Here is a 24,234-nt window from a genome sequence, read left to right on the forward strand (position 1 = left end):
TACTTGTATGATTGCAGAACCAACTCACACACTCGAAAGCCTGACCGGTCAACTCCACGGTCTGAGCCATGTTGACGCCCTGCGGAAACTAGCCGAGATATTCCCCGGCGAGGTTATTTTTTCGACTAGTCTGGGCTACGAAGATCAGGTGATCACCGACCTGATTCTGGCAAACGACATCCCCATCAAGATTTTTACGCTCGATACGGGTCGGATGTTTGCGGAAACGTATTCCGTCTGGAAAAAAACCAACGACCGATACGCCACCAAAATCGAAGCCTACTTCCCGGACCGGGCCGCTGAAGAAACCCTGATGAGCACCAAAGGGCCTTACAGCTTTTATGACTCGGTTGAAAACCGGAAAGAATGCTGCGGTATCCGGAAAGTAGAACCCCTGAACCGAGCCCTGAAAGGACAGAAAATCTGGATTACCGGCATCCGTGCCGAGCAATCGGCCAACCGCCAGAGCATGCCCCAACTCGAATGGGATGCGTCTCACAACCTCTATAAATTCCACCCGCTGATGGATTGGACGTTTGAGGAGGTGAAGCAGTATGTAAAAGACAATAATGTCCCTTACAACCCGCTGCACGACCGTGGGTTTGTCAGCATTGGCTGCCAGCCCTGCACACGTGCCATTCAGCCGGGCGAAGATTTCCGGGCCGGTCGCTGGTGGTGGGAAGACAACTCCAAAAAGGAGTGCGGTCTGCATGTTCATGAAGAAGTATTTAAAGCTTAATGAGCAAAGAAGTAAACTGGTGAAAAGACGTAAATCATTACTCACCCGTTCGCCCATTCGCTCTCTACACTCTTTTTAAAATGAAGTTAGATTATTTAGATCAGCTCGAATCGGAAGCCATCCACATCATGCGGGAGGTAGCCGGCCAGTTTGAGCGACCTGCCCTGCTTTTTTCGGGTGGTAAGGATTCCATTACGCTGGTACATCTGGCACTTAAAGCATTTCGGCCCGGTAAATTTCCGTTCCCGCTGGTGCATATTGACACGGGCCACAATTTTCAGGAGGCCCTCGATTACCGGGACGCCATGGCAGAGCGAATTGGTGAAAAACTCATCGTTCGGTACGTTGAGGATACCATCCGCGAAAAGAAACTGAAGGAACCTACGGGCCGGAATGCTACCCGCAATGGTCTACAGACCTTCACGCTGCTGGATGCCATTGAAGAATTCGAGTTCGATGCCTGCATTGGTGGCGCCCGTCGGGATGAAGAGAAAGCTCGGGCGAAAGAACGGGTCTTTTCCGTTCGGGATGAGTTCGGTTCCTGGGACCCCAAACGACAGCGCCCCGAGCTGTGGAACCTCTACAATGGCCGGATTCACAAAGGCGAAAACGTTCGTGTGTTCCCAATCTCGAACTGGACGGAGCTTGACGTATGGAATTACATCCGTCGCGAAAAAATTCAGTTGCCGAGCATCTATTTCGCCCACGACCGCGAACTGCTGATCCGGGATGGTAAACTAATGGCTACCGCCGGTGGTGTAATCAAGCCCGAAGCGGACGATCAGCTGGTAACCCGTCGGGTACGTTTCCGTACCGTTGGTGATATTTCCTGCACAGCAGCCTCCGAATCGAGTGCGGAGACACTTGACGCGGTCATCGACGAAATTCAGGCCACGCGCATCTCCGAACGGGGCGAAACCCGAATGGATGATCAGCTTTCTGAAGCCGCCATGGAAGACCGTAAAAAGGGCGGATATTTTTGATATAGTTCGTCTTGAGATTAACCACTAAGACTATGCCTGTAAATGACTTTCAATCCCTACAAACTTACTTACGAGAGCGTCAGGTTTTCGACCGATTTGGCTTGACCCGGATCGGCGTCTTTGGCTCGTTTGTACGGGGAGAGTCCTATCGGGATATTGACTTACTGATTGACGAGAAAATTCCCTACAAACAACTTATCGCCCTGCGCGATACCTTACAGAACGAACTGAATATTCCGATAGATTTGATGGTGAAAGACTATGCGGAACCAATCATTCTGCACCGGGCTTTGACCGACATTCGCTATGCAACCCAGTCCTAAAACGGATTTAGTTTATTGTCTACGGATTTTGGAAGCAGTTGGGAAAATCAATTTATATGCAATTGGCTATGATGATCCATTTGTTTCTTTGAGGCAAATGATCAGAAAGATTTCAATGCGTGTTTGTTGCAACTGTTACACATTGGTGAGCAAGTCAATCGAATTAGCGAAGACTTAAGACAGCGATACCCTCATACTCCCTGGCAGAACATCAAAGCGCTTCGCAATTTGGTAGCCCATGATTACGTAGGTATTGATAAGCTAATCATCTTCGTAACCATAACTGAACATATTCCAGTGTTAAAACTGGGTATGGAGCCCATCATACAAACTGAGTTAAAGCAGGGCTATTTTAATCAAACAGAGTATAATTTGTCGAGACAAAGCAATTTTTATCGCCATATCGACTTCACGAACATTGAGTAAATGGATCTTTTACGATTTATAACCGCCGGGTCGGTTGACGACGGCAAAAGCACGCTCATCGGGCGGCTCCTCTACGATTCCAAATCCATCCTGGCCGACCAGCTCGAAGCCATTGAACGCGCCAGCAAAAGCCGCGATGATGGCGAGATTGACCTTGCTCTGCTGACCGATGGTCTGCGTTCTGAACGGGAACAGGGGATCACGATTGACGTAGCCTACCGCTATTTCCAGACACCCGCCCGCAAGTTCATCATTGTCGATGCGCCAGGTCATACGCAATATACCCGCAACATGGTAACGGGTGCTTCGAATTGCCAGTTGGCTATCGTACTGGTCGATGCCCGGCATGGCGTAGCCGAACAAACGCGTCGCCACTCGCTGATTGCTTCGCTATTAGGCATTCCGCATATTGTGGTGGCGGTCAATAAAATGGACCTTGTCGATTACTCACAGGATGTGTTCTCTGACATTTGTATCCACTACGCCGAGTTGGCCCAGAAGCTGAATGTAAAGCACGTCACCTATATCCCAATGAGCGCGCTCAACGGTGATAACGTTGTTGACCGGTCAGAATCTATGCCCTGGTACGATGGCCAAACCCTTCTGGAACACCTGGAAACCGTCGAGATTGATGATAATGCCAATCTGGAGCAGGCTCGCTTCCCGGTACAATACGTCATTCGTCCGCAGACGCCCGAGCTGCATGATTACCGGGGTTACGCAGGCAAAATAACGAGTGGTCAGTTCCGCAAGGGCGATGCCATAACCGTTTTCCCATCGGGCGAAACCTCAACGATCGACGCTATTGAAATCGCCGAAACTCATCTGGACCAAGCCACTACGCCCATGTCTGTCGTGCTGCATTTGGCTACGGATGTGGACATAAGTCGGGGCGATCTCATTGTTCGCTCGGATAGTCAGCCCATCAGCAGCCAAACGGTCGAAGGTATGCTCTGCTGGATGGACTCCAAAGAATTTAAGGTGGGGAACAAGTACGTGCTGCAGGTAGGGACTTTCCGTACCCGTTGCTCTGTACGCGAAATTGCGTATCAGCTGAACGTCAACACTTACGAACAGATTGAAAGTGTTGAGCAATTGCGGCTGAACGATCTGGCTAAAGTTGTTTTACGGACAGCTCAACCGATCAGTTTCGACCCTTATGCCACCAATCGTGCGTCGGGTGGTGCTATCCTGATCGATGAAACCTCGAACGTGACAGTGGGCGCTTTGATGCTGGTAGGCGAAGCATAAGGAGGTTTTTGTTTAGGTTTTCTGTTAAAAAGAGAAGGCGTGTTACGGTTCAAACCGTAACACGCCTTCTCTTTTTAACAGAAAACCTAGTTTACATCTTTTCCAGTACCCGCTCCATCGACACTTCCTGGCCAATCATGGCTTTCAGCTCGCTGATTGGGATCCGGATTTGCTCGGTCGTATCGCGGAAGCGAACCGTAACGGTATTGTCTTCCAGCGTTTGGTAATCAACGGCAATGCAGAACGGCGTACCAATCAGATCCTGACGGGTATAGCGTTTGCCAATGGCGTCACGCTCCTCATACACCACCCGAAACTCCGACCGAAGGCTCTTCACGATTTCCTCTGCTTTTTCGGGCAGACCGTCTTTCCGAACCAGCGGGAATACAGCCGCTTTGATCGGTGCCAGCGCGGGATGCAGTTTCAGATACGTCCGCTCTTTCTGCTGGTCGCCTTCGCCTACTGTCTCTTTCGTAAAGGCATTACAGAACACGGCCAGGAACAGGCGGTCGGCACCTACTGATGTTTCTACAACATACGGAATGTAATTACCGTAGGGTTTGCCTGTTGCCGGGTCAACTTCATTATCAAAATACTGCTGCTTTTTACGGCTCAGCTCCTGGTGCGCTTTCAGGTCAAAATCCGTGCGGGAGTGAATACCTTCCATTTCGCGGAAGCCGAACGGAAACTTATACTCAATATCCACGGCTGCGTTGGCATAGTGAGCCAGTTTCTCGTGAATGTGGAATTTGAGCTTGTCGGCGGGCAAACCAACCGCCTGGTGGAATTTCATCCGGGCATCGCGCCAGTTCTCGTACCACTGCATTTCGGTGCCGGGTCGTACGAAAAACTGCATTTCCATCTGTTCGAATTCGCGCATCCGGAAGGTGAACTGGCGGGCCACGATCTCATTCCGAAACGCTTTACCGATCTGGGCGATACCAAACGGAATCTTCATCCGACCCGTTTTCTGTACGTTCAGGAAGTTCACAAAAATCCCCTGCGCCGTTTCGGGCCGCAGATAGATGAGGCTGGCATCTTCGGCCAGTGAACCCACCTGTGTGGAGAACATCAGGTTAAACTGCCGCACTTCGGTCCAGTTATCCGTTCCCGAAACAGGATCTTTAATGCCCTCGGAGATAATAAGATTCCGAACACCTTCCAGATCATTATCGCCCAGCAAGCGACCCATTTCCTGCAAAAGCGCGGTACTTTTGGCTTCGTCGCCCGCGTTAGCATACGCTTCGGCTTTCAGCTCCAGCAGTTGATCGGCGCGGTACCGCTTTTTGGAATCGCGGTTGTCGATCATCGGATCGTTGAACGAATCCACGTGACCCGATGCTTTCCACGTCAGCGGGTGCATAAAGATCGACGCATCAATCCCAACCACGTTGTCGTTCAGTTGGGTCATGGCCTTCCACCACAGCGTTTTGAGGTTGTTTTTTAGTTCAACACCATTCTGTCCATAATCATACACAGCCTGCAGGCCATCATAGATTTCGGAAGATGGGAACACAAAGCCATATTCTTTGGCGTGGGCAATAATATCTTGCAGCGTTGCGGCTGGCGTTTGAGGAGTATCCATACGTGGGCGCAAAAATACGGTTTTATGCGTAAGTGCACACTTACCAATTTTATTTCATTAACCCATACCCATTAATTCAACAAGTAACCCTTTCACCGTTACGTCTCAAACCGAATTTCGTCTAAGGTGAATGTTCACACGCATACAGACTATCATCCGTGACTATTTCGGATTTTCTCACAAGGAGACAAGAGGTTTTTTAGTCCTTATCTTCCTCACATTACTTTGTCTGCTTATACCGTTCATCTACCGATTTGTTGGGAGTAAAACAACCCTGGATACATCGGCTTCTGACCAGCGTAAGCTCGACAGCCTTGTAGCCCTTATGCAGGCGGAGGAAGTGAAGCACCCCCAGTTCGGCGACCGCTCCGGTAAGGAGAAAACCACGGGAGAGCGATTCAGCGAACCTAAACTTTTCAATTTTGATCCCAACACCGTCAGTATAGCCGGTTGGCAGCAGTTGGGTCTGCCCAAATGGATGGCCGAACGTATTGAGAAGTACCGAAGCAAAGGCGGGCAGTTTCGCCGGAAAGAAGATCTACTCAAAATATATGACTTTCCACCCGACCTATATGACCAACTGGAACCCTACATAACGCTCAAAGAAACCTCCCGACCTAACCCGGCAAATGATCGCTTTGACGCCAATAAGCCATTTACTAATGAGCGATATAAACCCATTGAGCGGCCCGCTTACGCCGAACGACCTGCTAAACCGGCACCCCAGCCCTTCGACATCAACACCGCCGATACGGCACAGCTGATTGCCCTGAAAGGCATCGGGTCTACACTGGCTGGACGTATCGTTAAATTTCGGGATGCGCTGGGCGGCTTTATCTCACCCGATCAGTTTGGTGAGATTTACAGCCTTGACTCCCTCGCTCTGGATGAGCTGCAGAAATTTGGTAAGATTCGATCCGCCGTTCGAAGAATTCCGGTGAATACCTCTACCGTCGATCAGTTGGATCGACACCCGTTCATATCCCGTCGGCAGGCGCAGATCATTGTCAACTACCGGGAACAACACGGTGCCTATACCTCAGTCGAGTCGCTGAAACCCATCCGAATTCTCGATGCCAAAACCATCGAGAAAATGGCGCCCTATCTGGAATTTTAGGTCTCGCGTGTGAGGTCAGTTTCTCAAAACTGACCTCACACGCGAGACCTAACATATTACCTACCGTCTGGTCAGTAAAACCACGTTCTCAACATGGTGCGTGTGCGGGAACATATCGACGGGCTGTACACTGGTCACAACGTAACCTTCATCTAAAATACCCAGATCGCGGGCCTGGGTAGCAGTATTGCAACTTACATAGACAATCCGTTCAGGAGCCGCTTTGAGCAGCTGACGGGTAACGGCTTCATCCATACCGGCCCGTGGCGGATCGGTAATTACGACATCGGGACGGCCGTGCTGATCGAAAAATTCGTCCGTTAGAATATCCTTCATATCGCCGGCCACAAACGTTGTGTTGTTAATGCCATTCACTTCGGCGTTCACGCGGGCATCCGCAACCGACGCTTCGACATATTCGACCCCAACAACGTGTTTAGCCAGACGAGCCACGAACAACGCGATCGTACCGGTACCTGTGTACAGGTCATATACCCGCTCCTGCCCCGTAAGTCCGGCAAATTCTCTGGCAACTTTATACAAGTTAAACGCCTGCTGGGCATTGGTCTGATAGAAGGATTTTGGGCCAACCCGGAAGGTAAGTGGCTGGTCGTCGCCAGCATCCATCTGCTCTTCAATATATGGCTTACCAGCCCAGTTAATTACCTCCTGATCCTGATAGCTATCGTTCTTTTTCGTGTTCAGAATATAGTTCAGCGAGGTGATCTGCGGGAAGTTCGTCAATAAATGATTCATCAGCCCGTTCAGCAGTTCGGGGTTGTCCTGCGCCACCTGCAACGTTACCATAACCTGCTGCGTAGTATCGGCAGTACGAATGATCAGCGTTCGAAGGTAGCCGGTGTGCAACTTCAGATTATAGAGCGTCATCCCATGTTGAAACACATAGTCGTTCACAGCCAGCCGAATCGCGTTCGATGGGTCGGGCTGGAGATAGCAATGACGAATAGGCAGCACTTTATCGAATCGACCCGGCACGTGAAAGCCTATAGCCCGCTGATCCATGGGCTCGTCGGTTCGTACCTCGGACGAGGTCAGCCAACGGCCTTCTGCACAGGTGAATTCGAGCTTATTGCGGTAATACTTTGTTGGATGAGCCGCCATAATGGGCGTAATAACAGGCAAACCAACCTTACCGATACGGGTAAGATGATCAACAACCTGCTGGTGCTTAAAATTAAGCTGCTCCGGGTATTGGATATGCTGCCATTTACAGCCACCGCAAGTACCAAAATGTTCGCAAAAGGGCTCCGTTCTCAACGAAGACAGTTCATGTACACGTTCAGCTACGGCTTCCCGGTATTGCTTTTTCTTGTTGGTGATGCGTAAATCCACCACATCGCCCGGTGCTACACCTGGCCCACCGGTTGGATTTTCCACGAAAATAACGCCTTCATCCGTACGCACTATACACTTCCCTTCGGCGGCTACAGCATCAATACGGACGCCTGCCAACCGTTCGGGTGTTTTATGAATCTTCCTACGCATAAGTCCTAAAAAACCGCTAATTTAAGCAGTCGTTTTCGGACCGGCCCTATTCTGTACTGTTTCTGCTTATGCTGAACTTCTATCGTTCTCATTTCCTTGCTTTCCTTTTAACCTGTACACTTCTGGTGCTGAGCCAATTGGCCCTGGCAACCCACATCGTTGGGGGCGAGCTTGAACTGCGTTATCTGGGCACCCAGAGTACCTTCACGCACCGAATTAACCTGAACCTTTATTTCGACGTCGTTAATGGTAATCCGGGTGCCGATGATGGCCTTGTTTCGGTGGGTGTTTTCGCGAAACGTACCAACCAGCTTATCGGATATGTGCAGCTCAATCGCATCAGCAGTGAATACGTTGCCTATACCCGACCCGCCTGCACAAACGCCAATCTGGCCACCCGCCTGATTCGGCATAGCATCGACATCACTCTCGATCCTAACGTATTCAATGATGCCGGTGGCTATTACATGACCTGGGAGCGCTGTTGCCGTAACGGAACGATTACCAACATTGAAAATCCGGGCGCGGCCGGGTCAACTTTTTACCTGGAGTTCCCGGCGATCATCAACGGACAGACCCGGGTGGCCAATTCATCACCGGTCTTCGCGATCCCCAAAGGCGATTATGCCTGTATCGGTCAGCCCTTCACGCTCGATTTTGGTGCCAAAGATGCCGATGGCGATAGCCTTACATACGCGTTGGTCACTCCGTATAATGGCTTTAGCACGACCAACGTGCCTAATCCGGGGGCGGGCACATCGCTGGCGACGCCTTCTTTTGCACCCGGCCCTTATCCGCCGATACGCTGGAAAAATGGTATCTCCGTTGCCAATGAAATTCCCGGCAGCGTACCCCTCCAGATCAACGCTCGTACCGGATTGCTTAAAGTGACGCCTGATCAGGCCGGGCTTTTTGTCTTTTCTGTTGAGGTAATCGAGTATAGAGCCGGGAAAGCCATCGGACGTGTCCGACGGGACTATCAAGTGCTTGTTCTCGATTGTCCCCGAAACAATGCCCCCAAACTTCTTTTCAAGCCCGATGGGCAAAAAGAGTTCTACAAACAGGGAACAGTCATCAGCATTGCTGAAAAAGATACCAACTGCCTGACGTTGTTTCTTACCGATATTGATCCAAACCAGCGCATTACCGTTACCAATATGAGTGGTTCGCTGCCCGGCCTTACGCTCACTCCCGGCGATTTGCTAACCCGCACCAGCCGCGATACGCTGCAGATCAAATTCTGTTTTGGCCGTTGCGTGGGGGGAAATGGAACACCCGTTACCCTCCTTATTCGGGCCACCGACGATGGCTGTCCCCAGGGACTTAGCGATACCATCAGCGTGCGCCTGAACATTATTCCGTCGGCCAATAACAAGCCAGGCGCAGGCACCGATCTGCCTAATAACAAAGCCAATGTATCGGTGGGCGCTTCGCTGACATTCAATGCATTCGGGACCGATATCGACAACGATAATATAACAATTCAAGCCGTAGGACGTGGGTTTACGCTTGCACAGGCGGGTATGAGTTTCGGGTCGGCCTCGGGGGTTGGCAAAGTCACACAACCCTTTATCTGGAAGCCAACCTGCACCCAGGCCACCCGGTCAAACTATCTGGTCGATTTTATTGTGACGGATACCCGTTGTAATCGCAATCTAACCGATACCGTAACGGTAAACTTAGCGGCTATCGGGCTACCCAGTCAACCTCCTTCTGTTCGAACAACGCTCAGCCAGCAGGTAGTTGAGCTGGTGGTTAGCCCCGGCGATTCGGCCGGGCGCACAAATTTTGATGTTTTAGGGAACGACCCGGACCGGGATACCCTCCGGTTGACCGCCGTTGGACGGGGTTTCGATGTAAAATCGGCGGGTATGTCTTTTACCGATAAATTTGGCCTACCTACCCTACAGTCGCCCTTTGCCTGGAAACCCACCTGCGAGCTGATGGCGGGCAAAGAGGAGGCAACCTTTGTCGTTGATTTTGTGGTCGATGATCGTTCCTGCCAACCCAATCACACAGCCGTTACGACCATAACCTTTACCGTTAAAAATCCTTCGTTTAACGCCGACATAAAAGTGCCCAACATCTTTACGCCCAACGGCGATGGATACAATGATTATTTCGCCGTCAAAGACCTTCCTGAAAACACCTGCGACGAACAGTTCAAATACATTGAGGTGGTTAACCGGTGGGGTGCATCCGTTTTTAAATCAGCTGACCCCAAATTCCGCTGGTACGGCACCAATGCAGGTGTTGGAACTTACTATTACACGCTTGCCACGTCTAAACGTACCATCAAAGGAACAGTCACGCTCATTCGTTAACGGACACCGGCTGACTCCTAAATAATCCAGACATTATCGCGCCGGATAAAGTAAAGGTTATTATGCCAGAGAATTCGGAGGTAAATATCTTTGGTACCTAAGATACTAACCTTATTACCGCGCCCAATAACCTCGGCCACGGGAGCCGCTGCGGAGGGGTCTGTTCGAAGTAAAACCCGGTCGTGACTGATGATTCCGGACTGTATGCCTTCGGGTAGGTTGGTAAAGATGAGCAGCATGATCAGATAGACCAAAACAACCCATTTCTGTCGGACAAGCACGGGTTGCTTTCGTAGTGATTTCAACAGAAGCACTGTAAACACATAACCCGCTGGTATTAATAGGAATAACAGCACGTAAAGACCGTATTTTCGATAAAAGAGGTAGAAGTAGTTCAGATCATCGGTCTCGTATCCGCTTAGATTATTGGCTCGGGCAATGTCGTTCATACGACGCAGGACCACATCATCGGGATGACGTTCAAAGTATACGTCGAGGTAATAAAGCAGTCGGGGCACGTCATTCTGAATCTCGTAGGCACTGGCCAGCTTCAGCAACATCGGATCGGTAGCCGTATGGCCTTCCGCCAGGGCCATCTCATAGATACGGGCCGCGTTGATCTGGTCGCCGGCAGCAAACAGCGAATCGGCACGTCGAATAGAGTCCGGCGAAACTATCTGTGCGTCAACGAGTCCCGACAAAAAACAAAAAAATAGGCTTATTTTAAGAGGAATGGCTTGGAATGAATGAAATAAGGCCATAGTTTTGCACCACTATTAAGAACAACGCCGATAAAAAAGGTAGTTATTCGTTCGATTTGGTAGCTCAGCTGGTAGAGCAATACACTTTTAATGTATGGGTCCTGGGTTCGAATCCCAGCCGAATCACAAAGAATAAGGAAAGAGGGGGAAGAAAAGGAAAATGGATAAAACCATCTGATCCTTTTCTTCCCCCTCTTCTTTTTACGACCTCTTAGAAAGGAAGGTCGTTGCTTTCTTCATCAAAAGCGGAGTTGAACGACATGGCCGCAGGCTGGCTTTGCTGAGCCGGACGGGCCTGCTGAGCGGGTGCCGAACGGGGTGCCGATGCCGGCGCTGAAGCACCATCTCCTTCAGCCAGTTCAATACGAAACGCCCGCAGTTCGGTATACCAACGCTCGTTATATTCCCGCGACTCCGCGCTGAAGGTTGCTTTAAGCGTATCGCCGTTTGCATACTGTTTCAGATCAGCAACTTTATCACCCCAGGCGGTTAAGCATACTTTTTTAGGATAGGATGCATCAAGCGTTTCAATAACGAATTCCTGCTTACTCCAGGGGCCTTTCTGACTTTGACCCGATACTTCAGGCAGAACTTTTATGAGTTTTCCGACTAATTCCAGTGCCATACGAATTGGACTTTTAAACGTGATTTAGAATGATAAAAGTACGAAATTCTGCCCGTTTTTGGGCCATAAATCACGAAAAATAGAAAAGTTTCCGAACTGTGTTTGGCATGATATGGCAAGATTGCTATCTTTGCACCCGGATTGAACGACACGGTCAAACAATCACGAAATGGCCATGTGGTGAAATTGGTAGACACGCCATCTTGAGGGGGTGGTGCTGCAAGGCTTGGGAGTTCGAATCTCCCCATGGTCACCCTCAAAAAACAAAAAATGCGCTGTTTAACGTCGAGTTACAGCGCATTTTTTGTTTTCTAATCACTCCCATCCCGAACTTATCTAATCGGTTAGATGGTGAGGGCAACGTTTTCAGCACACATAAAATCAATTCTCAGGTTCAACAGTCCCAACATCAAGAGATTGGTGTTGGGACTGTTCGATAATGGCGCCGGATGAATTCCAGAGCATTATCCTGCATAACTAGCCTGACAACCTCTTCCGCCTGTATCTGTCGATTCGCGGGCAGACTAAGCTTCCCTCCCAACTCGCTATTGTTTAAATAATTAAACGCATGCTTAAGTAAGTAATCATCCAGATCATCCAACTCTTTAGCGGTCCAGTATCCATTTATTGGATCAATCAATCCATCAAAGTCAGTACCTAAAGCCTGAATATTCCAGGCGAACAGGCCAGCCGCGTCGAGAATTTCGGCCATGTGCTGAATTTGAAACCAGACCAATCGAGCCCAGTTGAATAGGATGGTCCGCCGGTTTATATTTCCTTTTGCTGCGTTCAGAGCACTTTTACTACCAATCCGGCGTTCGTCGAGTTGGATTCCAAAAATCCCTCCCGAACGAGCTAATCGGATAATCTCATCATCGAAGAAATTGATATCATCCGTATTAAACCGGTCGCCCTGATCGGGGAAAGTAGGTTGAGTGGCTTCCGGGTTCCGTCGACCCGTTACGCAGCCGTGGCTCACAATGATGGGTATTGGATCATTCGTGAACTGTTCCTCTAACAATTGAAAATATTCTAGCCTTGCCTTACGGCTCATATGCTTGATGTCGATCAGAATTCGTTTACCGGCAGCATTATCCAGAAATTTCAGGATAACCTCCCGACCTAAAGGACTAAAGCCTTCATTCATGTTTTCACTTTGATCGGTGAGTTTGCTAACGATCCCGGCCAAGCTACGGGCATGACCACAAAGCTCATTATTAAAGTGGTGCGCAAACGTGATGAAAAAGGGTCGGTGTGTCCAGTCTTTTATGGCCTGTGCATTGGCCAGTACCTCATCATGACGGTCGGCAGCTGGGGCTATGTTGGCAGGATCAAGACCCGTATTCAGCACATGAGCACCTTCAATTGATAAAATAACCAGCAACCGTTGGAGGTCTGCATCGGTGTTATTCTGCCGCAGTCCCGCGTCGATATCATCCCAGTCGCTGGTAAGGGTGTATGTAAAATTCCCTTCCGACAACTTCACCGGACGATTCTGTCCTTCCTGAAGAAATTTATACTCCCGGTTCAAATCGCTGAAATAGTCGTTTTGATTTTGGATACTATCAATTCGTTCCTGTCCCAACTGGCTAACAAAACGACCCACCAAATCTGACACCTCTCCCTGGCCAAGCTTATTATTGAAAAAGCTACGTTCAAAGGGGTATAAGGAATGAACGATAATGCGCAAATTCCCCCGAATCTGAGCTGCATAATCTGCTTGCTCAAACAATGTTAAGCTGGCCAGTTCATTAATAAACTTGTCGATGAAGGTTGGCCGGTCGTCGAACCAAACACAGTTGGCATCTTTTGGATTGGTACTATGCTTAAAATTTTTTGCAAAGCTCCGCGCATATGGGCGGGCCGACGGGTGACAGTGTAAATCAATAAATATTTCCTGAGCGCTCATGGGGAATAATCGGATAGGTGTGTAAAAAAGTCAATGCTTTGTCATCCATATTATTACAAGTCTATCAATAGACCTCTGGCTGTATAACAAGTGGACTTAAGCATTTATAGCCAGGCAATTGGGTGCGTATCAGCAAGCCAGACAGTACAAAATTGAATACGAAACCAGACGAAAATAAGGGGGAAAACACCCTTATTTTTTCTATAAAGTATCTATGAGCCTTACTGTAAATTATTGCCCAGCCCGAGAAGAAAACTGCACGTTACCCTAGTGATGAAAGCTAGTATATTACCCCATTCAAAGCTGTATATATATCATTTATCAGTTCCACCAGTACGTGTGCACAGAGGATAGTTCATGTCAACTTTATAACTCGTTTGCCAAAATGAGTTTTCAGCAAACGAGTTTGTGAGAAAGTCGGCAAATAGGGCTATGCCGGTGATAAGTTCAGACTTCGATAAGATTAGGAATCAGGCAATAGAACTTTGAGACATTGTGACAAACGATTGCCCTTCTCATTTGAAGCCGACAGTCACGTAAATTCGAAATACAGAAAGAAGGGTCAATTGACAACTCCACTGATGGAAGGATAAGACCCAATTACCTTTCCATTCTGCACGACGATAGCCGCACCATCGACTTGTGCGTTGGGAGAACCATCTGCTTGTGCGTCTGAAAACAACCATTTAACCTTCCCGGTCTCCGGATCCAGCGCATAAAATTTTTTATCCCAGCTCCCAATGTATAAAAGTCCATTGGCAATAACAGGACTAGCACTTACAAACCAACCTACAGTAAATTTCCATTTTTCCTCCGTCAGATCAGCGGCATTGAGCGCATAAACATTGGCATTATCATTACCAATATATAGTTTCCCATTTGAGACAGTAGGGCTTGAAAAAAATAGGTTGTTTGTTGAATAACTATCTCTCTTTTGTCCCCCTATTGCATTAATAGCATACACTTTATTATCACGGCTCGCAACGTAGACAAGCCCGTTCGAGGCAACAAAAGGACTGGAGTCAACTTTATTTCCTGTTGTAAAAGTCCAACGCTCCTTACCTGTTCCCGTGTCTAATGCGTATATCTTTTGATCCCCGCTGCCAATATAGATGATACCCAGCTCGGAACTAACCGCAGGTGAAGACCAGATTTCTCCTCCCGTCACTTTACTCCAAACTTTAGTACCTGTTTTAGCGTCGAGCGCATAAAACGAACGGTCGTAACTGCCAAAGTAAACTTTACCGTCGTACACGGCAGGGCCTGACTTGATTTCTCCACCGGTTTTATAATCCCATTTTTTCTCTCCGGTTTTAGCATCTAAAGCATATAACTTCGTATCGGTACTCCCCACATAAAGCAACCCTTCATCTACCACCGGACTCGAATACCGGTGCCTTTGGCCAACGATAGCTTCCGTGGCAAACATCCATTTTTTTGTACCTGTATTGGCATCCAGTGCATACACTTGCCCCATCTGATTAACAACAAAAAGTGTCCCGTCAACGAAAAAAGGGCTTGAATTAATTGGATGACCCGAAGAGAATTCCCAAACTTTTTTACCCGTATTGGCATCAAGGCCATATACTTTTCCATTTGAGGAGCCTACGAAAACAATAGGGCCTTCCAGGGTAAAGATAAAGGGCGAAACTTTCCAGTCTGCGCAGCTGAAAAGTAGAATAAAAAAGAAGAGAGAGAGCGTAAAGCTGAAGAATTTTCTTTTCATGGTGGGAGGTAATTTTTTGATATAAACTTGTACACGATTTCGCAATTAGCAGGGAGGTATAAAAACATAAACTAATCCCATACGTGCTACTTACTGAGGGTTATTGAAAAACTTTAAGAGGTCTGCATAAGTCAACGTCGGAATTAATTTCCCATTTACATTTTGAAGTTTTTGATAAAATTCACTGTAGAACTTTCGTGAATTTATAATAGGTACTGACGTCGGTAAATTGGCAGGACCTTTTTCTCTATCATAAACTATATATGCTGGCTTTGAAGTAGGCGTAGTATCCCATAGCCAGACCGTATTATCAGAACCCTGGGTTACTATATATCGGCTGAATTGCGTGGTATCACTTTGCGATAAAGCACTCAAACTGTTCGGTTTTGTTCTGGATTCAGAATCACTTTGGACGATTAGAACGGAAGATTTCTTATTGTTTGAAGTTATTAAATTAGGGTTCACTATTCGGTCTTCTTTCCAGTCCCATAGCTTGGCAGACCCATCATAACTTCCAGTGTATATGCTGTGATCTTTATCATAAAACCCGGCGGCAAAAACACCTTTATGATGGCCACGAAGTTCACGGTATACACTTTCGTTACGCCAATTCCAGACTTTAACCGTTTTATCCAGGCTGGTGCTTACGATATACGCCATGTCCGACGAAAACCGTACATCGACAACAGAGCCCTGATGTCCCTGTAATATGTGTTTTATCGTACTTTTTTGCCAATCCCAAACTCTTACCGTTTTATCATCTCCAGCGCTCACAATCTGGCTCCCATCAGGTGAAAACGCAACGCTTCGTACGGCTCCAATATGCCCTTCTAGGGTAGCAATTACTTTATTATTTTGCCAGTCCCATACCCGAACAACTTCATCATTTCCAGCTATCCCAACGAAATTGCCATTCGGTGAAAAGCAAACCTGTACAGCATTGCCATATGTCAGCGTCAACTTTTTTTCAAGGGTACCGTTCGTCAGACTCCAGACTTTTATTGTCTTATCTTCTCCACTACTGACAATATGCAGCTTGTCGGGCGATATAGCTACGCTCAAAACGGCACCGGTATGATCTTCAAATGTGGTTGATTGCTTTTCCAGTTTCCCGTTCCATAGACCTATTTTCCCGTCGACACCCGCACTAACAATTAGCTCTCCGTCATCTGACACTGCCAGGCTTAAAATAGCCCCGGTATGACCGGCTGCTTTAGTGATCGATTCCCAAGTTTCTCGATCCTGCGTTTTAGCTAAATGCCAAACGTCGATAGAGCCAGTGTTACTACCCATAATCAGGGTCTTGCCATTTGCAGACATGACAGCACTACTCACATCGTCGTCCATCTTCTCAAACTTTTTTACATAGTAGGATGCAGGATGCGTCGTTGAGAGGATCGATCTGAGTAACGTTACAGCATCTTTGTAATTGAAATACGATGTATCACAGGCTTTTTTGATCAACTGCAAAGCCAGGGTTGGGTCGTCTTCTCTGACCTGTAATGCTATAGTTCTTAACCGGGAAGCTTCTGTGATGCGAGCGGAACTATCTGCTTTTTGGGCTGACTCTTCGGCTTTACGTTTAGCTAATAGTGCTTCACCTGCAGCTAGTTGAGCTATTTTCTTTTGTCTCTCTGCTTCGGCTTTGGCTTTCAGTGCATCATGTGCTGCAATTTCTGCTTTAATTCGCTCTAAGATTGCTTTTGCCTTGGCTTCTTCTGCCAGGTCTTTCAAGGCAATCACTTGTTTATAAATATACTCAATCTGTTGATCGACACGATTCACGTTACTTGCTTTACAATTCCTTGCCGCTACTCTGGCAGAAAACAGCTTATTCAGTGCGTCGATGTATAAGCTATCCGTTTGCAGTTTTTTCGCTTCTTTCAGAAGTCTTTCCTGCAAATCGCATGGGGTAACAATGGCCGTTTGAGCCTGAGCACAAAGACAGCCAAGTGTTAAGACGAGAACGTGTATTATTGAAGTACTCATTCGTTCTTTATTCTAATTTTAGTCTCAATATCTTTGGTCAGTTCAGAGGCCTTTTCGCGAAGTTCGATTTCACTATTTGGCAGCAATTTTGTAGCGTTGTTGATATTGCCCTTTGCTTCACCAAAATCTTCACTTTTCATATACGTTTCGGCATCAATCAAAAGAAGATTGGCTTTTTCCCGGTTAGCTTTGTTGAGGTTTTCCTTTGATTGTAAATAAAGAAACCCACTCATGATGCCCAAACCCGAAACAACGGCTACGAAGCCAACCAACATTCGGGCTTGCCGCTTTAGCTTATTGTTTGTTGTTCGGAGCGCATCTTCTTCCCGTTTGTTTTCAGCCCGGCTTTGCTCAATATAGTCGACCACAATAGGCTCCAGCACCAGTTTTTGCCTAAACTGATCATAGAGCGCAACTTGTTGGGGGTTAAGAAGCCCCCCCTGCCGGGTATATAGTTCGTAGTTGACTTTAAAGCTCTGGATGAGACTATTTAGCAACCGCTGTTCGGCGGTCCGTTTTTGATCGATGATGCCCGCCAAAGAGTCATGCGCCAGTTCCAGAAAGCTATCATCCCGTCGAATAAGCCGTGCTTTTTCCAGTTCGATAAGCGTATTGCTAAGCAGCGCTACCGATAGGCCGGGCACCTCAATCTTACTCACTACCAGCTGTTCATTCGCCAGTTTATAGGCCATGGGCTGCTTGGTACCCTCTGCCGTTACAAAGTAATCCAGCACTTTCACGATGGCTTCGTCAGGCAAGTTGAGCTTTGTCTGTATAGCTTGCTCCTGCTCGTCGAGATAGCGATTCAGGACACTACTGACATCCCCCGTATGTTGCAATGTTGCTTCGCTAATGCATACCGGCTCACCGTCTACCAGTTGATTTCCCTGTCTGTCAGCCTGCTCCTGAGCCTCTCGCCAAAGCCGGTCCATATATACCTGAAGGTAGGCCAGTTGGCTGGTTGCCTGCCCTGTGAGCAGGTTTTTTGTGATCGCTTCCGTTACCGTTGGCTCACTCGAAATGCCAAATCGCCTGAACGTTTTATCAACTACATCCTGAATGGTACCCGCAGTCATTGGCTCCACGCGAAGCCGAAAGTCAAACAGTGTCGGCACGACCCGTTCATATTCATACAGTTGACCAATAAATTCCTCCCGCATGATAAGCAGCACTTTACAGGGTACCTCCGTGCGGATCAGCAGTGCATGTAAGGACTCGAAAAACTGCTCCTGTTCTTTTTTTGCGTTTATGATCGACTCATCATTGTCGGAAGTGACGTTTCTTACGGTAAATAGTTCTTCGAACTGGTCAAAGATCAGGTAAACAGGCCGTAAATAATGGCGAAATATAGCGTTAACCAGGGTGGGTAACTCGTTGTCGGCTGCTGGCCGGACAAGGGCTTTACTCAGCACATCCACTGTTGACTCGTTGATGTTGTCGCCCCGCCGAATGAAGAATGGAAACCAGTCCGGCCCATCGAAACGCTGGGATAAACCGCATTGAACAAGACTGGTTTTGCCGGTTCCTGATAAGCCATAGACCAACACCAGCGAGGTCGCATGTACGTGCTGGTACAATGCCTTACTTTCTTTGGCCCGGCCAAAAAATACCTCCTTATCGGACAGAGTAAAGGCATCCAGAAATTTGAAGGGACTTTTCATGCAGAGGCCGACGTTTGATGTTCCTTTAATCCGAAATAGGCATCCAGCTGTTTTTTCATTTCAAAATACAGCAGATTCCGCTGCTGCTCTTCATCCGTAGCCATGGCAGGGTCTACCTCGTAAAGCGTCAGTCGGGGCCCGTCGTAGCGCAGCAGATGCTCATAAACCAACTCCTCGCCATTGCGCCGGACAGCCTGCCAGGCAAATAAATTCGATAGAGTGGCTCTTTCCTGAAAGGTATTTTCGTCGATCAGAAAAGGCGATAGATTCAGGTAATCGCTGGGACTTCCGTTCTTCTTTTGCAGGAGTACCGATGTATTGTCCAGAAAATAATCGGATGTGGTATTCCTGAGAATGGGATCGAGGTAAGTCTGCCAGTACTGATAGATTCGGTGGTTATAGCGGGGCTGGGTGGCCACCCGGTTTTTAACAATCGAAATATTTTTGACAGAAATCAACCGGTACTGTGTTAGGAATGCCACATTTTTAAGCAGTTCGGATAAGTGCTTTTCAGCAAGCTGACAGCCGCCACTGGCTTCTGGTTCCGACATTCGCTCAATGCCGGATTGTAAACCGTCAAAATAAACACCCGATTTGGCAATCTGAGCAAACAGGTCTTCATTACTGATTAGCTCTGTCACAAACAGGTTTATGGCCCGCTGCTTGAGCCTGGCGGCCAATTGACTGGCTAATTCATATTTGGGTTGCTGGCCGTAACCGGAAAGGTTAAACGAATCGGCTGAAAGGGAAGCTTCTTGCTGGGGGTTGTTTAGACTACTCCACCACTCAGCCTGTAAAATAGCCATCAGTATATTAATGATGGTCTGGTAGGTACGTAACAATTGCCAGAGCCGATCCCGGCCTACCTGATTATAAAATTTCATTTCATCTCCGTCGCTTCGCCCCCGAATGGCACGGAGCTTCCGAAGTTGAACACTGATGGGATGCGGAAAGCTCTTGAGTAAGTCATCATCGTAAGGCGAGAAGTCGTTGATCATACCCTGCTCGTTTTCCCAGATTTCCTGTATTCTCGGATTGAATTTGCGAAGGGTAATGATGAGGCTTCTGAACAGCTCACGGTTAGGTTCATACGCAACAGCCGTTTGGGGAGCCAGCGCTCCGCTTAGCGTCCAGTTCAGCGACGTACCGGCATCGGCGGACGTTGGATAGATACCCCATACCCCTCCGTCGTCGACCGACAGATCGAACGCCCCCCGACCACTACTTTTATCAACAGTTATTTCGGAACCAGTCACCTGCGTCTGGGCAACCCCGAGGGCTGTTTCGAAAGCGCGTTCCAACGAGCTGTTATACAAGAATAACTGACGAAAAAGCGTAATGCCGAAATCTTTAGCGGCCCCATCGCCAACGGTTGCTGATGTGGCTACTATGACCGGAACCGGTTTATTTAATTTCTCAAAGGCCGCTGAGATTAATTTAACCTGGCCTCCCGTAGAACATCCGTTCAACACCACTAATTTCAGGTTAGCACATTGACTGAGCAGACTGGACAACCCCCTGGCATTGGTTGTTTCATCTTCCGTAATCAGCCGATCGCCAGCGGCATGACCGCTGTAGGAGAACACCAGCAAGGAATCCCGATCTTCGGGCGTTGTCAATAGATCAACCAGCCGATCACGGGTGGCAAACGATTCGCGAATGATTCGGAAGGGCTGAATGGCGGAGCGGCTTTGCAGGTATTGATGCACCTGATCATCTTCTTCACGCAGACTCGGCAGCGGTCGCTCCGGGTTATTGGCGTAGGCAATAACGACTAATGGCTGTCCCATGAGTTTACTTTGGTGTGTTTATTTGGCGAAAGGAACCTGTAAATAGCGAATAGTTGCTCCTCCTTCATTACGAGCCTCCAGACTAACGGTGTTGCTGGCACCAGACGGAGTGAGTGTGTAACTGAAGACATAGCCGTTTGGACAAGATGTTTCTTTGGAAGAAGCCAAGGTTTGCTGTCCTACTGGTAGTTCTTCGCCATTCAGCGTTAACCGTATTTGTTCAGCCGACTTCAGGTTTCTGATACAGGCATGAATTGTCAGGTCCGATTCTTTAAGGGGTGAATAGGACAGTTCAGAAATTTCAGGTGGCGCAGGGAAAAGGACGGCCGTATTCAAGTGTTCACATAAGCATGCCTGCTGTGGTCCCTCCGCAATACGAGTTTGTCGGAAATTACTAAAGATTTTTTTCAGGATCCTGCTTTGTGCCTGACCGCTTATGGGCAACAGGATCAGCCAAAGAAGTAGAGCTTTTTTCATAAGGAAGGTCGTTTAAAGTTTGTACCCGATACCCACACAACAGGACGAGCCAACCAAGCCAAACCGGTTTGGCTTCAGCCTGTATTTCGACTGAATCAATGATATAGATCCGTTGACCAAAAGAGCTACTGCTGAGATTGCGGCTACCTGATAGAACCGCTGCTGTCGATGCTGGATATCATCCATGCGCGCATCCAGGCTCTCTTTTTGCGAAATATTGATAGGCACATCAGACATATTGTAATTACGAACCGCCTTTCGAATACTTAATCCTTCCACCAGACTATATCCAATCAAGGCAGCATTCACGGTCCAGCGCCCTAAATCAATGGTTTGCTTTCTGGTTATTCCCTGACCGCTGACCGTTTTAACCGTAAATACGATGGCTACATCCTCATCAAACTTCTGCCGGTCGGCCACCGGATTCCAGACAATTACTTTCTTTTTACCATCCGTAAGGGTCGTCCCGACATCGCCATAAACAGCCTTGAGTTTAACCAATTGACCACTTGCTCGCCTAATGGCAATTCCTACTGAATCCTTAGGCGCAATATTACCCAGTTGGTAACGAAAGACTATTTGCTTTTTAGCCGTGTCAGTTTGCACTTCATGGAATTTAAAAAAAATAGTTCGGTCTTGTCCGAAAAGGGGGCTAGCCGAAATGAGTACAAGAAAAATAACTGACTTCATCTTTATGAATTCGTACAAGGTTTAATTATTTTCTTCATGTTCATCATCTCCACAACCGCGAAAGATCACCTACCGTTTTTAAGGCAAATTCTTTATCAAGCCAACTTAGAACACCGACTAAAGCGAAATTTCAACTTAACTTTTTACTCTTTATTTTTCTCTCTTTTTAGTTTGGAACTTATAAGAGCCGGAACTACCCTTTTCTCTTAAACTACTTATTATAACTTCCTTAAAAATAAAGACTTATAACTTTAAATTACTAAAACTCATTTCTAACGTTATTTACTTATGTAAAACCTTTACAATAGATTTAAAGAATTCGCCATCCTATATATATGATTGATACCATATGTTATCATTTAAATTAGTAAATGATAAGGGTCGTAAAATCTCAGACAGCATATATTGACAAACGCATGTGTATGACGTCAACTTAGTAATCAGCAAAATGAATTTTTGCCCATAGTTTTCTTAATAAATCGATAAAAACTATGGATTTATATCTACTTGATTTGACGCCAGAATGACATCTCCTGATTTAAGCAAAATTCTAGTCTAATGGTACTTTATTGGACTGGTCTTAATTTCTCTACTTGATCCCACCAATCCTTAAAAAGTTATATCAGACCAGAACAAGTTATTGTTTTAACAAAACAGCATATTCCATGTATTCACTTTTCGCCAAAAGAAATGGTTTTCTTAAACTGCCTCTTCATCGAAATGAATACGTATTGAAAAGCCCAGTGCCGTTTGAGTCTGTCAAATTGAATCAATCAACTGATTATTCAAGCGTTTTATATTATCCCAGGCATTTCGATTTGTATCCATAATGGTATGGATTTTTTTAGGAGCGTGGCTTTGCCATTGGATCAGCGAAACGTGGATAACTTAACGTCGAGTACCTTACAAATTTCCGAATATACGTAGAGAGGGACCATTGGAATTAGGCCAATTTCTTTCGCTTTTAGGCCATTATAATCTTATTTTCAGAAATTGCTCTGAACATCTAATACTTTATCAGTACAGATTCTTTTTTTCAATCAATAGCTTTATTTTTCAGTTAGAAGAAGCGACCGTAGGGCCTAAACAACCCGTACCAGGCTTGTAACAATTTTCCTGACTATTTGCATAGGCAAAAGTCAACGAAGGTCAGGCCGCCTTATCGTCGTCTTCTTTTTTCAAACTCCCCACTAGTTTACCGACCGACGAAACTGCCGCGAGGGCTGATGCCGGATTGGGGGCCGCGATAAAGGTTGTCACCAGGGCGGCTGTCGTTAAAACGTTAGCCGCCACTTCAATTAATTTCTCAATTTTACCAAGTTGATTGATCTGTTTTTTGAGTGCAGTGGAGCCCTCTTCTATACGTTGAAAGTTTTTCTCAACATCAGCCACTACCGATATGGAGGTATCAAACACCATCTTTGTTGATTGCATAATCAATGGTTGAACCAGATTTGCATTCAGACTTAAAAAATGGCTGAAATCTATTTCATTGTTGTCTAGAGCTGTGGATAGTTTTTTGGAAATGAACAAGGCCATTTCATTATACTGCCGGGATATAGCAATCACCCTTATCGTAATTTCCTGCGTATTCATAGCCGATTAATTTTCAGAAACGGGTGTTTTGAATGTTTCAATACCACTGAAGATACCTTTAATTGACTCAATAATCTCTTTCTGTAAGTCAGCATCTTTATTATGCCCGATCAGCGATGACTTCTCGACCAGTTTCTTATGGCTAATTCTAAACGAGTCGATAATTTTTTCGGCCCGGGTCAGTTTTTCTATTTCATCTCTGGCAAACTTATTGGCCAGTAGCAACACATCGTTATTCAAATTGAATTTTTCCAGTTCGTCGGCATCACGACCTGCCAGTTTTTTTTGAAATTGTGCGTTCACGGTATAGCGTACCTGTACACCGGTAAGGTATGTATCGTAGGCCTGTTTTTGCAGGCTTATGTTGCTCAACATGGCTACACAAACCGTATCTATCTGTAATCCCAGGTTCTTGACGGTGCCGCGAATTGCCTTCCGTTTTAGCCCATTGACAGCTACTTTTTGCAAAGCCGCTGCTATGTCTTTAGCCCCCTCGATTTGCCCATCAGTTGCATTGATCCATTTGGGTGACTGCCCGGCCTTTGCCACCTGTCCAACAAGATCGCTTAGCGTAAAATCATCGTCTTTTATCGCCAATAATAATACAGCACTGTACGAGGCCAGTATATCAATACCGGCGTTTAATGTTTTATACCGGCTTCGCAGCGAATCACAGGGAAGTTCGGCGAAGCTTTTATTTTTTTGCATCGATTCGCAGAGAAAAGCTACATTGTCATTTAATGGTTTATAGTCCGT

The 24,234-nt window shown here is 47.0% G+C and carries 20 protein-coding genes and 2 tRNA genes; 9 read left to right on the top strand and 13 right to left on the bottom strand.

All coding sequences use genetic code 11. The annotated features are described in order from the left end of the window. The first annotated feature begins 7 nt into the window (after positions 1 to 7). From ACYVK4_RS17770 to ACYVK4_RS17790, 5 genes are all read left to right on the top strand, one after another. Complete coding sequence (locus ACYVK4_RS17770) at positions 8 to 739, top strand: phosphoadenylyl-sulfate reductase (RefSeq protein WP_461128867.1); 732 nt, start codon at positions 8 to 10, stop codon at positions 737 to 739. A gap of 80 nt (positions 740 to 819) precedes the next feature. Continuing rightward, positions 820 to 1,722 (top strand): sulfate adenylyltransferase subunit CysD, encoded by a 903-nt coding sequence (gene cysD / locus ACYVK4_RS17775; RefSeq protein WP_461128868.1) that lies wholly within the window; start codon positions 820 to 822, stop codon positions 1,720 to 1,722. Positions 1,723 to 1,754: 32 nt separating this feature from the next. Then, entirely contained in the window at positions 1,755 to 2,045 is a 291-nt protein-coding gene (locus tag ACYVK4_RS17780; RefSeq protein ID WP_461128869.1) for a nucleotidyltransferase family protein, read from the top strand. A 78-nt stretch (positions 2,046 to 2,123) separates the two neighbouring features. Beyond that, positions 2,124 to 2,471, top strand: a complete 348-nt coding sequence (locus ACYVK4_RS17785; protein ID WP_461129613.1) for a HepT-like ribonuclease domain-containing protein — start codon at positions 2,124 to 2,126, stop codon at positions 2,469 to 2,471. Then, on the top strand, positions 2,472 to 3,722 hold the full coding sequence (locus ACYVK4_RS17790) for a sulfate adenylyltransferase subunit 1 (RefSeq protein ID WP_461128870.1): 1,251 nt from the start codon (positions 2,472 to 2,474) through the stop codon (positions 3,720 to 3,722). 91 nt (positions 3,723 to 3,813) lie between these two features. Here ACYVK4_RS17790 and ACYVK4_RS17795 read toward each other — a convergent pair whose 3' ends face one another. Beyond that, positions 3,814 to 5,307, bottom strand: a complete 1,494-nt coding sequence (locus ACYVK4_RS17795) for a glycine--tRNA ligase (RefSeq protein WP_461128871.1) — start codon at positions 5,305 to 5,307, stop codon at positions 3,814 to 3,816. 130 nt (positions 5,308 to 5,437) lie between these two features. On the opposite strand from ACYVK4_RS17795, the gene ACYVK4_RS17800 reads away from it, so the two are divergent. Then, complete coding sequence (locus ACYVK4_RS17800) at positions 5,438 to 6,424, top strand: helix-hairpin-helix domain-containing protein (protein ID WP_461128872.1); 987 nt, start codon at positions 5,438 to 5,440, stop codon at positions 6,422 to 6,424. 60 nt (positions 6,425 to 6,484) lie between these two features. On the opposite strand, the gene rlmD is transcribed toward ACYVK4_RS17800, so the two are convergent. Then, positions 6,485 to 7,930, bottom strand: coding sequence for a 23S rRNA (uracil(1939)-C(5))-methyltransferase RlmD (gene rlmD, locus ACYVK4_RS17805; protein ID WP_461128873.1), 1,446 nt, complete (start codon positions 7,928 to 7,930; stop codon positions 6,485 to 6,487). 68 nt (positions 7,931 to 7,998) lie between these two features. On the opposite strand from rlmD, the gene ACYVK4_RS17810 reads away from it, so the two are divergent. Beyond that, on the top strand, positions 7,999 to 10,254 hold the full coding sequence (locus tag ACYVK4_RS17810) for a T9SS type B sorting domain-containing protein (RefSeq protein WP_461128874.1): 2,256 nt from the start codon (positions 7,999 to 8,001) through the stop codon (positions 10,252 to 10,254). Positions 10,255 to 10,271: 17 nt separating this feature from the next. On the opposite strand, the gene ACYVK4_RS17815 is transcribed toward ACYVK4_RS17810, so the two are convergent. Then, positions 10,272 to 11,015, bottom strand: coding sequence for a hypothetical protein (locus ACYVK4_RS17815; RefSeq protein ID WP_461128875.1), 744 nt, complete (start codon positions 11,013 to 11,015; stop codon positions 10,272 to 10,274). Positions 11,016 to 11,068: 53 nt separating this feature from the next. Here ACYVK4_RS17815 and ACYVK4_RS17820 point away from each other — a divergent pair. After that, a tRNA-Lys gene (locus ACYVK4_RS17820) sits at positions 11,069 to 11,141 on the top strand. A gap of 85 nt (positions 11,142 to 11,226) precedes the next feature. Here ACYVK4_RS17820 and ACYVK4_RS17825 read toward each other — a convergent pair. Further along, entirely contained in the window at positions 11,227 to 11,640 is a 414-nt protein-coding gene (locus ACYVK4_RS17825) for a DUF3127 domain-containing protein (protein WP_461128876.1), read from the bottom strand. Positions 11,641 to 11,811: 171 nt separating this feature from the next. Between ACYVK4_RS17825 and ACYVK4_RS17830 the strand changes: the two genes are divergently transcribed. Next, a tRNA-Leu gene (locus tag ACYVK4_RS17830) sits at positions 11,812 to 11,893 on the top strand. Between the two features lie 156 nt (positions 11,894 to 12,049). On the opposite strand, the gene ACYVK4_RS17835 is transcribed toward ACYVK4_RS17830, so the two are convergent. The 9 genes from ACYVK4_RS17835 to ACYVK4_RS17875 all read right to left on the bottom strand — a co-directional run bounded on the left by ACYVK4_RS17835 (position 12,050) and on the right by ACYVK4_RS17875 (position 24,186). Next, on the bottom strand, positions 12,050 to 13,549 hold the full coding sequence (locus ACYVK4_RS17835; protein ID WP_461128877.1) for a hypothetical protein: 1,500 nt from the start codon (positions 13,547 to 13,549) through the stop codon (positions 12,050 to 12,052). Between the two features lie 562 nt (positions 13,550 to 14,111). Next, positions 14,112 to 15,275: a beta-alanine-activating enzyme beta-propeller domain-containing protein gene (locus tag ACYVK4_RS17840; RefSeq protein ID WP_461128878.1), complete on the bottom strand. Its 1,164-nt coding sequence runs from the start codon at positions 15,273 to 15,275 to the stop codon at positions 14,112 to 14,114. A 90-nt stretch (positions 15,276 to 15,365) separates the two neighbouring features. Continuing rightward, entirely contained in the window at positions 15,366 to 17,264 is a 1,899-nt protein-coding gene (locus ACYVK4_RS17845) for a hypothetical protein (RefSeq protein ID WP_461128879.1), read from the bottom strand. Continuing rightward, positions 17,261 to 18,925 carry an ATP-binding protein gene (locus ACYVK4_RS17850; RefSeq protein ID WP_461128880.1) on the bottom strand — a complete coding sequence of 555 codons (1,665 nt, stop codon included), beginning with the start codon at positions 18,923 to 18,925 and terminating at the stop codon, positions 17,261 to 17,263. Before ACYVK4_RS17850 ends, ACYVK4_RS17845 begins: the two co-directional genes overlap by 4 nt. Continuing rightward, positions 18,922 to 20,715 (bottom strand): hypothetical protein, encoded by a 1,794-nt coding sequence (locus ACYVK4_RS17855; RefSeq protein ID WP_461128881.1) that lies wholly within the window; start codon positions 20,713 to 20,715, stop codon positions 18,922 to 18,924. Before ACYVK4_RS17855 ends, ACYVK4_RS17850 begins: the two co-directional genes overlap by 4 nt. A gap of 18 nt (positions 20,716 to 20,733) precedes the next feature. Further along, a complete protein-coding gene (locus ACYVK4_RS17860; protein ID WP_461128882.1) occupies positions 20,734 to 21,192 on the bottom strand; it encodes a hypothetical protein in 459 nt (152 codons plus the stop codon). A gap of 12 nt (positions 21,193 to 21,204) precedes the next feature. After that, positions 21,205 to 21,798, bottom strand: coding sequence for a hypothetical protein (locus tag ACYVK4_RS17865; RefSeq protein WP_461128883.1), 594 nt, complete (start codon positions 21,796 to 21,798; stop codon positions 21,205 to 21,207). Positions 21,799 to 23,031: 1,233 nt separating this feature from the next. Next, the gene (locus ACYVK4_RS17870; RefSeq protein ID WP_461128884.1) at positions 23,032 to 23,478 is read right to left on the bottom strand and encodes a hypothetical protein; all 447 of its coding nucleotides are present in this window, start codon (positions 23,476 to 23,478) and stop codon (positions 23,032 to 23,034) included. A gap of 6 nt (positions 23,479 to 23,484) precedes the next feature. Further along, positions 23,485 to 24,186, bottom strand: a complete 702-nt coding sequence (locus tag ACYVK4_RS17875) for a hypothetical protein (protein WP_461128885.1) — start codon at positions 24,184 to 24,186, stop codon at positions 23,485 to 23,487. Positions 24,187 to 24,234: the final 48 nt, after the last annotated feature.

This window comes from Spirosoma aerophilum, from assembly GCF_054782495.1.

Bases quoted from the DNA above. Each gene is read 5' to 3' on its own strand.
- ACYVK4_RS17815 (WP_461128875.1), bottom strand. From the start codon at position 11,015: ATGGCCTTATTTCATTCATTCCAAGCCATTCCTCTTAAAATAAGCCTA.
- ACYVK4_RS17825 (WP_461128876.1), bottom strand. From the start codon at position 11,640: ATGGCACTGGAATTAGTCGGAAAACTCATAAAAGTTCTGCCTGAAGTA.
- ACYVK4_RS17790 (WP_461128870.1), top strand. From the start codon at position 2,472: ATGGATCTTTTACGATTTATAACCGCCGGGTCGGTTGACGACGGCAAA.
- ACYVK4_RS17850 (WP_461128880.1), bottom strand. From the start codon at position 18,925: ATGAAAAGTCCCTTCAAATTTCTGGATGCCTTTACTCTGTCCGATAAG.
- ACYVK4_RS17810 (WP_461128874.1), top strand. From the start codon at position 7,999: ATGCTGAACTTCTATCGTTCTCATTTCCTTGCTTTCCTTTTAACCTGT.
- ACYVK4_RS17870 (WP_461128884.1), bottom strand. From the start codon at position 23,478: ATGAATACGCAGGAAATTACGATAAGGGTGATTGCTATATCCCGGCAG.
- ACYVK4_RS17835 (WP_461128877.1), bottom strand. From the start codon at position 13,549: ATGAGCGCTCAGGAAATATTTATTGATTTACACTGTCACCCGTCGGCC.
- ACYVK4_RS17855 (WP_461128881.1), bottom strand. From the start codon at position 20,715: ATGGGACAGCCATTAGTCGTTATTGCCTACGCCAATAACCCGGAGCGA.
- ACYVK4_RS17770 (WP_461128867.1), top strand. From the start codon at position 8: ATGATTGCAGAACCAACTCACACACTCGAAAGCCTGACCGGTCAACTC.
- ACYVK4_RS17875 (WP_461128885.1), bottom strand. From the start codon at position 24,186: ATGCAAAAAAATAAAAGCTTCGCCGAACTTCCCTGTGATTCGCTGCGA.
- ACYVK4_RS17845 (WP_461128879.1), bottom strand. From the start codon at position 17,264: ATGAGTACTTCAATAATACACGTTCTCGTCTTAACACTTGGCTGTCTT.
- ACYVK4_RS17800 (WP_461128872.1), top strand. From the start codon at position 5,438: ATGTTCACACGCATACAGACTATCATCCGTGACTATTTCGGATTTTCT.
- cysD (WP_461128868.1), top strand. From the start codon at position 820: ATGAAGTTAGATTATTTAGATCAGCTCGAATCGGAAGCCATCCACATC.
- rlmD (WP_461128873.1), bottom strand. From the start codon at position 7,930: ATGCGTAGGAAGATTCATAAAACACCCGAACGGTTGGCAGGCGTCCGT.
- ACYVK4_RS17780 (WP_461128869.1), top strand. From the start codon at position 1,755: ATGCCTGTAAATGACTTTCAATCCCTACAAACTTACTTACGAGAGCGT.
- ACYVK4_RS17840 (WP_461128878.1), bottom strand. From the start codon at position 15,275: ATGAAAAGAAAATTCTTCAGCTTTACGCTCTCTCTCTTCTTTTTTATT.
- ACYVK4_RS17795 (WP_461128871.1), bottom strand. From the start codon at position 5,307: ATGGATACTCCTCAAACGCCAGCCGCAACGCTGCAAGATATTATTGCC.
- ACYVK4_RS17860 (WP_461128882.1), bottom strand. From the start codon at position 21,192: ATGAAAAAAGCTCTACTTCTTTGGCTGATCCTGTTGCCCATAAGCGGT.